Raw genomic sequence first — 13,885 nt, forward strand, 5'->3', positions numbered from 1 at the left:
GACGGACCGAACGCGGTACGGGACGATGGTCCGAACGGCCGCCGCCGCCCGTACCGCCTCCCTCATCCTGCCCGCATCTGCGGAACGGACACCTCGTCTCACGATCCGGCCGCCTGTTCCGGCGGGGCCCGTCAGCCGGTCAGCCCGTCAGCCCGTCAGCGAGACGTTCGTCCCCGTGCCCGAGAACCGCAGCCCGGTCTCCGCCGCGTCCACCTTGTCGAGCTTGACCGTCGACGGCAGCCCGTCGATCTTCATGTCGTAGTCCACCAGGTCGCGCAGCTGGCTGTCGAAGCCCGGAATCGGCAGCGTGGGCAGGGTGGCGGCCTTCAGCCGGACGGTGTGGCCGTTCACCAGCGAGACCGTGCTGTAGACGCTGAGCTTCTCGCCGTCCAGCAGCGACTTGAACGGGGCGGGGATGGTGACGCCCGCGCCCTCCGCCACATCGGCCAGCGAGCCCGACAGCTTGACCTGGCTCTTGGCCGCCCGGTCGGCGCCCGCGTACCCGACGCTCACGCCCTTCGGCGCCGACTGCTGGAGGTCCGCGTACGAGATCCGGGCCGAGCCGTCGGCCTGTCCCGCCGTCGCGGAGGAGAAACTGCTGTCGACCCTGACGTCCTTGAGGACCGCCTTGACCTCGGTCACCTGGATCGTGCGGCCGTCCACGGTGGCGTTGACGCCGCCGAGGCCGATCTCGATCTCGTCCAGGGAGGAGTTCAGGACCTGGGTGAGGAAGGGGAAGCCCTTGATGGAGACCTCGGGGTCGGAGCTGAGGCCCTGGCTCGACTTGATCTTCTCGGCGACCTGGCCCTCGGCGAAGTACACGGCCGCCCGGTCGGCGGCGACGAAGAGCCCGCCGAAGATCACGACGAGTATCAGCAGTATTCGCAGTGCGCGCATTGCTCGGTGTTCCCCCACCCTGGTCGGTCATGACCTCGGCCGGTCATGTGCGTACACGTACGTGTGGGTGCACGTACGTACGTGGTCCTGGCGCCGGCCCCGCCCGCGACCATGACCGTGAGCGTAACTCCGGCGGGCGGTACCCGGATTCGGATACCGCCCGCCGGAGTGATCGATCCCGTCGGTCCCGTCGATCCCAGTGATCGACGTCCGGCGGAGGCAAACGGTTCCCGCCGGCCGCTTCCGGCCCACACCGGCTTCCACCGTCAGACCAGTGCGCGACCCAGCAGGTAGACGGCCGGTGCGGCGGCCGTGAGCGGCAGGGCCACCCCGGCGGTCATGTGCACGAAGCGCGACGGGTAGTCGTAGCTCGCCGCCCGCAGCCCGATCAGCGCGCAGACCCCGGCGACCAGTCCCAGCACCGCGCCCCGGCCGCTGGTCAGGTCGTCCGTCATCCCGCCGACCACGAGACCCGCGACCATGCCGGCCAGCGGAGCGGCCACGAGGGAGACGGGCCCCGGCAGCGGCAGCGCGCGGACCACGGTGGCCACCGCGACGGCGATCGCCCCGACGACCACGGCGGCCGGCGGTGCCGCCAGGTGCCCGGCGGCGAGGATGGCGAGCGCGGCGGAGGCGACGGCGGCCATCAGGCCGGCCATCCGCTCGTCGCCGGTCGCGGGACTGCGCAGCTGGAGGACGACGACGAGCAGCACCCACACCCCGAGCGTGCCGAGGATCGCGGCGGCGCCGCTCTCCCGGCCCGCGGCGAGCAGCGCGACATCGGCGACGACGCCGCCGAGGAACGCGAGCGCGATGCCCTGCCGGGCCGGCCACATGCCGTTCAGCCGGAACCAGCCGGCGGCCGTGACGGCCTGGAGCAGTACGAGGGGCACGAGCAAGCCGTACGACCCGAGGGCCGCGCCCCCGGCCAGCAGCAGCCCGAGCAGCGCGGTCAGCCCGGCCGGCTGGATGCCGGGCGGAATGATCGGCGAGCGGCCCTCGGCACGGGCGCGCTGGGCGTCGGTCATCCGGGCGCTGCCCAGGGTGGTGGGCGTGCTGTACCCGCTGGTGTCGACGGACCCGCCCGCGCCGGGCGGCGGGGGCGGCGTCGTCGGAGCCTGCCCCGAAGCCGAAGCCGAAGCCGGAGCAGGGGCATGGGCCGGGGCATGGGCCGGAGCCGGAGCCGGGGCCTGCGGGGGCAGATACGCGGTGTCAGCCGCCGCGGCGGCCCGCGGAGCCTGCTGGGCCTGCTGGGCCTGCTGAGCCTGCTGGTACGCCTGCCCCGGAGCCTGCCCGGCCCCCTGGTCCGGCACCGGTCCCGACGCCTGCGGCCGGATCTGCGGCTGGTACTGGGTGTCCCAGGTCTGCCCCTCCCACGTCTGCGCGGCGGGGACCTCCGGCTGTCCCTGTCCCGGCCCCTGCCCCTGTCCCGGCTGCTGGGGCTCCGCCCAGCCCTGCGGCCCGGAACGCGCACCCTGGCCCTGGCCCTGCCCCTGGCCGTACGGATACTGCTGATCGTTGCTCATATGCTGCGGTTCACCCTCCTGCGAACGGCGGGAGCACCTCGACCGTGCCGCCCTCGGCAAGGCGTACGGTCTCATGCCCACGGGTACCCACGGGGTCGCCGTCGACAAGGAACGAGGATCTGCGGAGTACCCGGACCAGCTCGCCGGGGTGCCTCACCCGGGCGGCGTCCAGCGCCTCGGCGAGATTCTCCGCCGTGTACGGCTCCTCCGCGACTCCCGCGGCGGCCTTGGCCGCAGCCCAGTAGCGGATCGTGCCCGACGCCATGTCCGTTCCTCTCCTCCCCGCGCACCGCCGCCGGCACCGGCACCGGCCCGTACACGTGGGCGGCCCGTGTCACCCGTACGCCCGTACGTACCCCTCTCCTCCCCATGATGACGGAGAAGTTCCGCGCCTCTGTGCGCCCCCTGTGCCCCGCATCACGCGAAACCTTCCGTACATGGCTCGTACACCGCCCCGATGCGGCGCTTACACCAGGCACACGCAGGGCAAACGTGGCTCTTTCGACCCTCGGGACGCGGCCCCGAACACCCCGCGCCCGACGCCGCGCGCGCCCGGCCAAACACGTGATCTGCGAGATTGCCCCTCTCCACCGGAACACAAGTGGGTTATTCTCCTGTGCAGAGGATCCGGGCAATGTAGCCCCCGGGTCCTTTTGTGTTTCCCGCCTGTTGTTACAGACAGATGACACAGACGGAATTCGCAGACACAAGGAACAGCTCGGACGAACAGGTTCGAGAACGCGGACCCCCGGGGCGCGGGGCCCGCACGCAGGACCGGCAGTACCCAGCAGTGCCGCATACGTCCTCGCAGGGACCGAGGAGGAACCGACGTAATGGGCAAGCGAACCGTGAACGACAACAGTCCGACCGAGGCAGGTGGGCGGCGATGAGTTCTCTGCTGCTTCTGACCAACGCACTCCAGCCCTCCACGGAGGTGCTGCCCGCTCTCGGACTTCTGCTCCACAATGTGCGGGTGGCCCCCGCCGAGGGGCCCGCCCTCGTCGACACCCCTGGTGCCGATGTCATTCTGATCGACGGCCGCCGCGACCTTCCGCAGGTGCGCTCGCTCTGCCAGCTGCTGCGGTCCACCGGACCCGGCTGCCCGCTGATCCTCGTCGTCACCGAGGGCGGCCTCGCGGCCGTCACCGCCGACTGGGGCATCGACGACGTCCTGCTGGACACGGCGGGCCCGGCCGAGGTCGAGGCGCGGCTGCGGCTCGCGATGGGCCGCCAGCAGATCTCGACCGACGACTCCCCGATGGAGATCCGCAACGGCGACCTCTCGGTCGACGAGGCGACGTACAGCGCGAAGCTCAAGGGCCGGGTCCTGGACCTGACCTTCAAGGAGTTCGAGCTGCTCAAGTACCTCGCGCAGCACCCCGGCCGGGTCTTCACCCGGGCCCAGCTGCTCCAAGAGGTCTGGGGCTACGACTACTTCGGCGGTACGCGAACGGTCGACGTCCACGTACGGCGGCTGCGCGCCAAGCTCGGCGTCGAGCACGAGTCGCTGATCGGCACCGTACGGAACGTGGGATACCGCTTCGTCACCCCGGAGAAGCCGGAGAAGGCCGAGCGCGCCGCCGCCGAGAAGCCCGAGCAGCGCAGCGGCGCCGGGGCCTCCTCGCCCGAGGACCGCGATGACGCGGTGGTGGCAGCCGTGGAAGAAGCGGTGGAAGAAGCTTCCGTACGCCCTGCCAAGAGGTAGGTCACCCCGCGTAGACTGCCGCGCGTGGCCAAGGTGACGCGGGATGATGTGGCACGACTGGCGGGTACGTCGACTGCGGTCGTCAGCTACGTCATCAACAACGGACCCCGGCCGGTCGCCCCGGCCACGCGCGAGCGGGTGGTCGCCGCGATCAAGGAGCTGGGCTACCGCCCGGACCGGGTCGCCCAGGCGATGGCCTCGCGGCGGACCGACCTCATAGGGATGGTCGTGCCCGACGCCCGGCAGCCCTTCTTCGCGGAGATGGCGCACGCCGTGGAGCAGGCCGCGGCCGAGCGCGGGAAAATGGTCCTCGTCGGGAACTCCGACTACCGGGACGAGCGCGAGGTCCACTATCTGCGTGCCTTCCTCGGCATGCGGGTCTCCGGGCTGATCCTGGTCAGCCAGGGTCCGAGCGAGCGCGCGGCCGCCGAGATCGACGCCTGGGACGCCCGGGTGGTGCTGCTGCACGAGCGGCCGGAGAACATCGACGACGTCGCCGTCATCACGGACGACATCGGCGGCGCCCAGCTCGCCACCCGCCATCTGCTGGAGCACGGCCATCCCTATGTGGCCTGCCTCGGCGGCGTCGAGTCGACCCCGGCCGTCGGCGACCCGGTGGCCGACCACGTCGAGGGCTGGCGGCGGGCGATGCTGGAGTCCGGGCGTTCGGTGGAGGGCCGCCTCTTCCAGGCCCCGTACAACCGTTACGACGCCTACCTCATCGCGCTCGAACTGCTCGCGGGCCCCGACCGCCCCCCGGCCATCTTCTGCTCCACCGACGACCAGGCCATCGGCGTCCTGCGCGCCGCCCGCGAGCTGCGCATCGACGTGCCGGGCGAGCTGGCGGTCGCCGGCTTCGACGACGTCAAGGAGGCCGGTCTCACCGACCCGCCACTGACGACGATCTCCTCCGACCGCCCCGCGATGGCCCGCGCCGCGGTGGACCTGGTCCTGGACGAGGGCCTGCGCATCGCGGGCTCCCGCAGGGAACGCGTGAAGCAGTTCCCCTCGGCCCTGATCCTCCGCCGCTCCTGCGGCTGCGCGTAACCGCTGCGCTCAGCGGCTGTGGCCCGCCCCGTCCCACGCCCGAAGACGTCATCTCGCTTGGTTGGGTGGGCTGTTGGCCGTGGCGGGGACTGTTGAGCGGCTGGTGCCGGACGAGTTGTGGGAGCTGTTCCAGCGGGTGGTGGCGGAGGCGCCGTCGCGGCCTCAGGGTGGCGGTCGGCGTCGCCACGGTGACCGGGAGGTCCTGGCGGCGATCGTGTTCGTGGCCACGTCGGGCTGCACGTGGCAGCGGCTGCCCGCGGCGTCGTTCGGGCCGTCCGGGGCGACGGCCCACCGACGTTTCGCCGAGTGGACGAAGGCCAGGACCTGGTGAGCACGCCGCGGCGGACGTGCTTGAGGACCATCACAAAGGAGATCTGGTCGGGGTCGATCCGCTCACCGTCGGCCGGTCCCCTGGTGGTAGGGCCAGGTGGTGTCCTGCGAGTTCCCGAAATGCCCTCACCAACTGGTTGTGGTCGCCGGCGCGGGTAACCAGGACAACGTGACTGGGCGTGACGCCCTTCAGGGGAACAGTGGTGAGCCCGGGGCGCAGGCGGTTGAGGTACTCGCCGGCGGGGACGATCGCGACGGCCTGCCCGGCGGCGATGTGCTCGATCTTGTCCTCGACGTCCTCGACGAGCGGACCGTCAGGTGCGGGACGTCCGCCGGGCCGAGGATCGATGCGCCAGAAGGCGTTCCAGCCCGGGTCGGGCACCCGGGGCATGGGTTCGTCGGCTATGTCGTCGAGAGTCACGAAGTCCCGGTCGGCCAGGGGGTGGCCGAGGGGAACCACGAGGATCCGGGACTCCTCGCGCAGGACAGTGACCTGGAGGCCCTCGGTGCGCAGTGGCAGCCGGGTCACCACCACGTCCGCCCGGCCGTCGAGCAGTGCCTCGCGCGGTTGGTTCCACGGCAGGTGCACGGCGCGTACCTCCGTGTCCGGGTTGCGGCGACGCAGTTCGACGACGGCCGGAGTGACGATGAGGTTGGTGGTGTAGCCGACGGTGATGCGCTTGGGCTGGGCGGCGGCCCAGGCGTGTGTCATAGCCCGGGCGGCGGATTCCAGCAGGGTCCGGGCAAGCGGGAGGAAGGCCTCACCGGCCTCGGTCAGCTCGGTGCCTCGCGGGGAACGGTCGAGCAAGCAGGCGCTCATCTGCCGCTCAAGACGCCGGATCTGGCGGCTCAGTGAGGGCTGAGTGGTGTGCAGGGCGTCGGCGGCGCGACCGAAGTGACGGTGCTCGGCGACGACGGTGAAACAGCGGACCAGTCTCAGATCCAGGTCGGGGAATGTCGGTGGCACGTCGGGCATGCCTGAGCCTACCTCCGGGCGGGGCGAAAGCATGCCGCGCACGCCTGTGAGCTGGGGCGATACGTGACGAGTATCGCTCGGTGCGGAACATTCATTGGCCGGTGGGCAGGCGGTGGACGCAGACTGAGGATCAGCGGCCCGGCCGGCCCCCGGTACCGCACTGCTTCCTTTTTCGACTCACCGTCCGATCGGAGTCGCACCATGTCCTCACCTGCCGTCCTGATCACCGGAGGTACCAGCGGAATCGGCAAGGCGACGGCCGAACTGCTGCATCAGCGGGGGTACCGGGTGATGGTCACCGGACAGAACCCGGACACCCTCGCGGCCGCGAGGAAGGAGCTGCCCGAAGATGTCGTCGTACTCCGGGCGGACTCGCGCTCAGTGTCCGACACCGACCGCCTCGCGTCCGAGGTCCGCACGCGCTTCGGCTCACTCGACGCCCTTTTCCTCAATGCCGGGATCAATCGTGCCGCGCCGCTGGAGGCGGTCGACGAGGCAACCTACGACGACGTGTTCGCGATCAATACGAAAGGGCAGTTCTTCACGCTCCAGCGGACACTGCCGTTGCTCCGTGACGGTGCCTCGGTGATCTTCACCGTGGGTATCGGCGCGATCCGTGGTATCCCCGGCGGGAGCCTCACCGCCGCCAGCAGAGGGGCCCTGCTGACGATGGTCCCCTCATTGGCCATCGAACTGGCTCCCCGGCGCATACGCGTCAACGCGGTGAGCCCGGGAGCCATCGAAACCCCGATCTGGTCGAAGTCGGGCCTCTCTCCGGAGGAACTCTCGGCGGTCGCCGAAAACATGGCCGTCCGCATCCCCTTCGGACGTATGGGTTCAGCCCGCGAGGTCGCCGAAACCGTGGCATTTCTCGCCTCCGACGCCTCCGGCTATGTGACTGGCCAGAACATCACCGTCGGCGGAGGCAGCGGAATCGCGGCCTGAACATCCCTCCACCCACCCGTTCGGCAGCACAGGAGAAAGTCACCCATGGACATCATCGACGCACAATTGCATCTGCCACGGCCCTGGTCGCAGTGGGCACACGGCGACGAGTCGTACCCGCACCTGCTGTCCGAGGTCGTCCTCGCACAGATGGACGCGGCAGGCGTGGACGCGGCCGTCCTCGTCAGCCACCCGGACGTCGCTCCCGTCGAGTGGTGCAAGGCCGCGGTTGCCCGGCACCCCGATCGTCTCGCCACCGTGCTGACGCTCGACGAGACCTCGCCCGACATCGCCGGGCAGGTGGCCCGCGCACGAGAGGAACCGGGCGTTCTGGGACTTCGGGTCAACATCGCTTTCCCCCCCGCTGCCGTTGAGCGCCTGCGAGCCGGGGCCTACGAGAAGCTGCTGACCGCCGCCGAACAGCACCGGATGCCGGTCTGCTTCCTGGCCTCGGGTGTTCTGTCCGACGTTGCGCCAGTGGCACACGCACACCCTGAACTCCCTTTGGTGATCGACCACATGGGGCTGAACCAGCCGCCCTTCGCACCGGCCGACGAGCCACCGTGGCGTGACCTCGGCCAGCTACTGTCCCTCGCCGAACTACCGAACGTCTTCGTCAAACTCTCGGGCGCCCCGACACTGTCCACCCGGACGTACCCGTATCCGGACGTCTGGCCCCATCTGCTGCAGATCCTCGACGCGTTCGGCACCGACCGATGCATGTGGGCGACCGATCAGCACCGGGTCTTCGGTCGGCTGCACGGCTTCGATCCCGTACCGAGGTACCCGGGCTACCACTCCTACGCCCAAGGTCTGCACTACCTGCTCGACCAGCCCGAGCTGTCCAAGTCGGAGAGGACCGCGCTGTTCGGCGGCACCACACGCCGGATCATGGGATGGCCACCCGCACAGTCTCCTGCTGCCGAATCCCGTCGCCTGGCAAACTGACGTAACGCGGCGTCCACTCGACTCGTCCGCCGCGAGCGTCACGTCCTCGCCGTGCGACCGCAGCGGCGAGATCTCCAGCGCACCGCCCCCAGGCCGCTGTGTGTGCGACTGAACACGGCACACGGTCACATCCTGTTTCCGGCACGGCTACCCGCGAAGCAGAACTGATCTGGGACTATCACCAGTCGCACCACGAGATCCGGCCCACCGACGCCGCTGTCGGCCCCGGCCACTGCCGGGCATGCCGACCCGCCTGACGCCCGCTCCCGGATCCTCGGCGCGGAGCGCCGGTCCCGCGGGCCTTTATATAGGGCATACGCGGTTTTGTTGCCCTTCTCAACGGGTCCTCAGCCGGCTCTCATGTTCGGCGCCGAGAGTCATTCCCATGACCGACAACTACCGCAGCAGCGGCGACGCGGACAGCACGCAGCAGCAGCCCTCCATGGGGGCACCGGGTGGGCAGGCGTGGCCGCCGCCGCCTTCGTACGGTCCTACGGTTCACGGCGACCCGGCGACGGCGACCGCCCCCGGCACCACCGCCACCGCACCGGCTCCCACGCACCGTGCCAAGAAGCCGGTGGCGCTGCTCGCCGCTGTCGCGCTGGCCGCGGCGATCGTCGGCGGGGGGTCGGCCGCGCTGGTGGGGCGGTGGACGGACAGCGGGACGACCGGCGCGTCGTCGGTGATCAGCGGTACGCCCGTCGCGCAGAGCAGCAAGGGAACGGTCGCCGGGGTCGCGCAGGCGCTGTCCCCGGCCATCGTGGAGATCAACGCGACCTCCACCAGCGGTGACGCGACGGGCTCCGGCGTGATCATCACGTCGGACGGCGAGATCGTCACCAACAACCACGTCATCGCCGGTGCCTCCACGGTGAAGGTCCAGCTCAGCACGGGCAAGACCTACACGGCCAAGGTCGTGGGCACCGACGCCGACAAGGACCTCGCGCTGATCAAGCTGGAGGGCGCCGGCGGTCTGAAGACGGCCACGCTCGGCGACTCCGACCAGGTGCGGGTGGGCGACGAGGTGGTGGCGATCGGCTCCCCCGAGGGCCTGACCGGCACCGTCACCAGCGGCATCATCTCGGCCCTGAACCGCGACGTCACCGTCGCCAAGGACCAGGACCAGAGCCAGCAGCAGCAACAGCAACAGCAGGGCGGCAACGGGAACTGGCCGTTCGAGTTCGGCGGTCAGCAGTTCAACGGCGACACCGGGTCCTCGAAGACCACGTACAAGGCGCTCCAGACGGACGCCTCGCTCAACCCGGGCAACTCCGGTGGCGCGCTGATCAACATGAACGGCGAGATCGTCGGCATCAACTCGGCCATGTACGCCCCGAGTTCGTCGTCCGCCGACACCGGCTCCAGCGCGGGCAGCGTCGGTCTCGGCTTCGCCATCCCCGTCAACACCGTCAAGGCGGACCTCGCCACCCTGCGCGCCGGCGGTACGAGCTGACGGCAGGTGGCGGGCAGCGGGTGGCGGGCGGACCACGCGCCCCGCGCCCCGCGCCCCGCGCCCCCAGCCACGTACACACCCCCGAGGAGATACGTCATGACCAGTACCGAAACCGGCCTTGTCCGCCCGGCGGGCCCCAGTGACCTGGCGCTTCCGCTCGCCCTCGTCCATGATCTCGCTCAGGCCGAGGCCCAGGCTCACGCCAAGGCTCCGGCCAAGGCCCAGCCCCGGGCCGCCGCGCCGGCGCGCCGCGCGGACGAGGTCCGTACCGCCCCCAGGGCGCGCGGAGCCCGCCGCCGCCGGACGGCCGTGCGAGGCTGAGAGGCATCGTGTAAGCGTTCCGCCGACCGACTGACGAGGTAGCAGCGACATGAGTCCCGCCGAAGGCGATCCCCAGAGAATCCTGATCGTCGACGACGAGCCCGCCGTACGAGAGGCCCTTCAGCGCAGCCTCGCCTTCGACGGTTACGGGACCGAGGTCGCCGTCGACGGTCTCGACGCCCTCACCAAGGCCGCCGCCTACGGGCCGGACCTGATCGTCCTGGACATCCAGATGCCCCGGATGGACGGGCTGACGGCGGCCCGCCGGCTGCGGGCGGGCGGCTCGAAGGTGCCGATCCTGATGCTGACGGCCCGCGACACGGTCGGCGACCGGGTCACCGGCCTGGACGCGGGCGCCGACGACTACCTCGTCAAGCCCTTCGAGCTGGACGAGCTGTTCGCCCGGATCCGCGCGCTGCTGCGGCGCAGCTCGTACGCGACGGACTCCGGGGACGTACAGGCGGACGACATCCTCGTCTTCGCCGATCTGCGGATGGACCTGACGACGCGCGAGGTCGTGCGCGGCAACCGGCGGGTGGAGCTGACCCGTACGGAGTTCACCCTGTTGGAGATGTTCATGGCGCATCCCCGGCAGGTGCTGACCAGGGAGCAGATCCTCAAGGCCGTGTGGGGCTTCGACTTCGAGCCGAGCAGCAACTCCCTGGACGTGTACGTGATGTACCTGCGCCGCAAGACGGAGAGCGGCGGCGAACCGCGTCTGGTGCACACGGTGCGCGGCGTCGGGTACGCGCTGCGCGCGGACGCCGCGAGCGGGCCGGGCGGCGTGGGCGGCCCGGGGGCCCCGGCGGGCCCGGCGGGCACCGGCGGATTCGGCGGATTCGGCGGCCCCGCGTGACCTCGCTCGTACGCCGGCTCCGTACGCTCCCGCTGCGCTCGCGCCTCGCCCTGCTGGTCGCCTCCGCCGTCGCGGTCGCGGTCGCGGTGGCGGCCGTCGCCTGCTGGCTCCTGACGCGCAATCAGCTGGAGAGCGAGCTGGACACCTCTCTCCAGAACCTCTCGGCACCGCCGGACGCCGTACGCGACGCCCTCGACAATTGCGGTGCCACCAGCGGCACCGACAACCGGGCCGCGTTCGCCTACATCCAGGTGGTCCTGACCGACGGTACGCGCTGCGTCACCTCGTACTCCGAGCCGGTGAAGGTCGAGCAGCGGGACGTCGACGTCGCGCGCGGCTCCGAGAGCAGCTCGCTGCACAACAGCACGACCGCCAACGGTGCCAAGGTCCGCGTCTTCACCGTCCGGCTCTCCAACCGGCCCGGCGTGCAGGCCGCCGTCTCGGTGTCGCGGCCCCTCGCCGAGATCGACTCGTCGCTCAACCAGCTCGCCCTGCTGCTCGCGGCCGTCACCGGCGTCGGCATCCTCGGGGCGGGCGCGGCCGGGCTCTGGATCGCCAGGGCGGGACTGCGCCCGGTCGACGGGCTGACGCGCGCGGTCGAGCATGTCGCCCGTACCGAGGACCTCACCGTGCGGATCCCCGTCGAGGGCGAGGACGAGGTCGCCCGGCTCTCCCGGTCCTTCAACTCGATGACCGCCGCGCTCGCCTCCTCCCGCGACCGCCAGTCGCAGCTGATCGCCGACGCCGGGCACGAGCTGCGGACCCCGCTCACCTCGCTCCGTACCAACATCGAGCTGCTCGCCCGCAGCGAGGAGACCGGCCGCGCGATCCCGCCCGACGACCGCAAGGCGCTCATGGCGTCCGTCAAGGCGCAGATGACCGAACTCGCCTCGCTCATCGGGGACCTTCAGGAGCTGTCCCGCCCGGACGCCGCCGATCCCGGCCCGCTCCAGATCGTCGGGCTCCACACCGCCATGACGAACGCGCTGGAGCGGGCCCGGCTGCGCGGCCCCGACCTGACGATCGAGACCGACCTCAACCCCTGGTACGTCCGGGCCGAACCGGCAGCGCTGGAAAGGGCGTTGATCAACGTCCTGGACAACGCGGTGAAGTTCAGCCCGTCCGGCGGTGTGATCGAGGTCGCGCTGAGCACCGGCGGCGAACTGACCGTACGGGACCACGGCCCCGGCATCCCGGCCGAGGAACTGCCGCACGTCTTCGAGCGGTTCTGGCGCTCGTCCTCGGCCCGCGCGCTGCCGGGCTCCGGGCTCGGGCTGTCCATCGTGGCCCGTACGGTGCAGCAGACGGGCGGCGAGATCGCCCTGCGCCAGGCGGCGGGCGGCGGGACGGTCGCGGCGATCCGTATCCCGGGGGCGCCGATGCCGCCGCCGGAGACGTACTGAGCGAGTCCCGGGAGCGCGGTTACGGCGGCGCGGTTACGGAGTCCGCCCCACGCGCAGCTCCGAGCCCACCAGCCGCGCGTGGATGCCGTCCCGTTCCACCGTGATGTGGCGCAGCCGCAGGTCACCGGGGGTCTTCGGGAGGGTGAAGGAGAGCGAGAGGCTGTCGGACAGCTCCGGGGGCCGCAGGTCGAGCAGCGCCTCGACGAGACCGGGTTCGAGTCCCGCCTCGCGGAGCAGCTCGGGGTGGTCCGCCACCACGTCGATCAGGTTGAGCCCCATCAGTTTCCGCGCGAAGTGCGGGGTGCCGGTGAGGCGCGCCAGCTCGTCCTCGCCGCGCAGCGCCTCCCGTACCCGCGCCTGCGGCACGCCGAGCCGCTCGACGACGGCGGGCACTTCGAGCAGCGCGCGGGCCCGGTCCTTCTCCTCGGCGATGCGGGTGGCGGCCTCGGGTGCCAGCCGCAGTCCGGAGTGCGCGCGGTCCTTGCCGGGGCGGTAGGTGGCGACGCCGGGGATGTCGAGCCGTATCCCGTCCACGACGGTGGACACGGCCCGGTCGCCGTCCCGTCTGATGTGGGCCACCGCGCGCAGCCGCAGATCGGTGCCGGCGAGCGGGAGCGATCCGTCGATACGTACGGAACCGGCGCCGTTGTCGGTGAACTTGACCTGGGATGCACCCAGTTCACGGCCGAGGTCGTCGAAGGTCAGCAGCACCCGCCCGTCCAGCTTGCCGATGACCGCGCCGGTGAGGGAGGTGGGCAGCCCGCCTTCGATACGGATGTCCTCGGCGCCCGCCCGCACCTCGGCGAGCGAGACCCGGTCGGCGGCGACGTGCGGGACGGCGACGTCCACGCGGTCGAGCCGCTTGCTCACGACCTGGGTGAGGAACGGAAAGCCGTGGATGTCGACCGCGGGGCGGGTGACCAGGCCGAGCGACCGCTGAAGCTGCGACTCGGCCCTGTCCTGCGCGTACAGCACGGCGGTACGGTCCGCGAGCAGCAGGAAGGCCGCGCAGACGAGGACGGCGACGGTCGCCTTGAGCGCGGCGGGCAAGGACCCGAACCGCCGCCGGGCCCGGCGGTCACGGCGGCCGGGGCTGTCACGGCGGTCACGGCCGCCGAAGAGGCCCCGGCGGCCGGCCCGGTGGTTGGGCGGGGACCACTCGTCGTCGGAGTCGGCGGGGTCGGCAGGGTCGGCAGGGCTGGCGGGGTCCGGGGCGAGCCCCAGATCCAGCGGGTCGCGCGGGTCGCGCGGGTCGTAGGCGAACTCTTCCTCGGGGGTGGCGAGTTGGCCGAGTTCGTCGTACGGGTTGGGCGGCAGTTCTGGGGCCCGCGGTGCGGATGGCGGCGGGGACAGGGGCGAGGCTGGCGGCGGGGACGGAGGTACGTGGTCGGGCATGCGTGTGGGGGGTCGCATCGACTCATCCCAACACGCACGCCCTGCACGCACGCAAGTTCGAGGGCGTCATGTGGGCTTATTCA

Annotated in this window: 13 protein-coding genes and 1 pseudogene; 9 read left to right on the forward strand and 5 right to left on the reverse strand. The window is 71.3% G+C overall.

The genetic code is table 11. The features are described 5' to 3' along the window. Nucleotides 1–147 precede the first annotated feature (147 nt). The 3 genes from OG627_RS15405 to OG627_RS15415 form a co-directional block, all read right to left on the reverse strand. On the reverse strand, nt 148–897 hold the full coding sequence (locus tag OG627_RS15405; protein WP_329065437.1) for an LmeA family phospholipid-binding protein: 750 nt from the start codon (nt 895–897) through the stop codon (nt 148–150). A gap of 266 nt (nt 898–1,163) precedes the next feature. Further along, nucleotides 1,164–2,423 (reverse strand): hypothetical protein, encoded by a 1,260-nt coding sequence (locus OG627_RS15410; RefSeq protein WP_329065439.1) that lies wholly within the window; start codon nt 2,421–2,423, stop codon nt 1,164–1,166. A gap of 10 nt (nt 2,424–2,433) precedes the next feature. Beyond that, nucleotides 2,434–2,688: a MoaD/ThiS family protein gene (locus OG627_RS15415; protein WP_329065441.1), complete on the reverse strand. Its 255-nt coding sequence runs from the start codon at nt 2,686–2,688 to the stop codon at nt 2,434–2,436. A gap of 621 nt (nt 2,689–3,309) precedes the next feature. Here OG627_RS15415 and OG627_RS15420 point away from each other — a divergent pair. The 3 genes and pseudogenes from OG627_RS15420 to OG627_RS15430 all read left to right on the forward strand — a co-directional run. Further along, nucleotides 3,310–4,128: a response regulator transcription factor gene (locus OG627_RS15420; RefSeq protein ID WP_329065443.1), complete on the forward strand. Its 819-nt coding sequence runs from the start codon at nt 3,310–3,312 to the stop codon at nt 4,126–4,128. Nucleotides 4,129–4,152: 24 nt separating this feature from the next. Continuing rightward, complete coding sequence (locus tag OG627_RS15425) at nt 4,153–5,175, forward strand: LacI family DNA-binding transcriptional regulator (RefSeq protein ID WP_329065445.1); 1,023 nt, start codon at nt 4,153–4,155, stop codon at nt 5,173–5,175. Nucleotides 5,176–5,254: 79 nt separating this feature from the next. Then, a pseudogene (locus tag OG627_RS15430) lies at nt 5,255–5,503 on the forward strand (transposase); the annotation flags it as partial. A gap of 33 nt (nt 5,504–5,536) precedes the next feature. Here the strand turns inward: OG627_RS15430 and OG627_RS15435 are convergent. Then, entirely contained in the window at nt 5,537–6,481 is a 945-nt protein-coding gene (locus OG627_RS15435) for a LysR family transcriptional regulator (protein WP_329065447.1), read from the reverse strand. 201 nt (nt 6,482–6,682) lie between these two features. Between OG627_RS15435 and OG627_RS15440 the strand changes: the two genes are divergently transcribed. From OG627_RS15440 to OG627_RS15465, 6 genes are all read left to right on the forward strand, one after another. Then, the gene (locus tag OG627_RS15440) at nt 6,683–7,426 is read left to right on the forward strand and encodes an SDR family oxidoreductase (RefSeq protein WP_329072689.1); all 744 of its coding nucleotides are present in this window, start codon (nt 6,683–6,685) and stop codon (nt 7,424–7,426) included. A 45-nt stretch (nt 7,427–7,471) separates the two neighbouring features. Beyond that, nucleotides 7,472–8,374: an amidohydrolase family protein gene (locus OG627_RS15445; protein ID WP_329065449.1), complete on the forward strand. Its 903-nt coding sequence runs from the start codon at nt 7,472–7,474 to the stop codon at nt 8,372–8,374. A gap of 385 nt (nt 8,375–8,759) precedes the next feature. Then, the gene (locus OG627_RS15450; RefSeq protein WP_329065451.1) at nt 8,760–9,827 is read left to right on the forward strand and encodes a S1C family serine protease; all 1,068 of its coding nucleotides are present in this window, start codon (nt 8,760–8,762) and stop codon (nt 9,825–9,827) included. 96 nt (nt 9,828–9,923) lie between these two features. Then, nucleotides 9,924–10,148 (forward strand): hypothetical protein, encoded by a 225-nt coding sequence (locus OG627_RS15455; RefSeq protein WP_329065453.1) that lies wholly within the window; start codon nt 9,924–9,926, stop codon nt 10,146–10,148. Nucleotides 10,149–10,197: 49 nt separating this feature from the next. Next, entirely contained in the window at nt 10,198–11,004 is an 807-nt protein-coding gene (locus OG627_RS15460; protein ID WP_329065455.1) for a response regulator transcription factor, read from the forward strand. Beyond that, the gene (locus tag OG627_RS15465; protein ID WP_329065457.1) at nt 11,001–12,407 is read left to right on the forward strand and encodes a sensor histidine kinase; all 1,407 of its coding nucleotides are present in this window, start codon (nt 11,001–11,003) and stop codon (nt 12,405–12,407) included. The genes OG627_RS15460 and OG627_RS15465 overlap by 4 nt, the downstream gene beginning before the upstream one ends. Nucleotides 12,408–12,440: 33 nt before the next feature. On the opposite strand, the gene OG627_RS15470 is transcribed toward OG627_RS15465, so the two are convergent. Continuing rightward, entirely contained in the window at nt 12,441–13,820 is a 1,380-nt protein-coding gene (locus OG627_RS15470; RefSeq protein WP_329065459.1) for an LmeA family phospholipid-binding protein, read from the reverse strand. Nucleotides 13,821–13,885 lie beyond the last annotated feature (65 nt).

The sequence above is a fragment of the Streptomyces sp. NBC_01429 genome, assembly GCF_036231945.1.
Classification (GTDB): Bacteria; Actinomycetota; Actinomycetes; order Streptomycetales; family Streptomycetaceae; genus Streptomyces.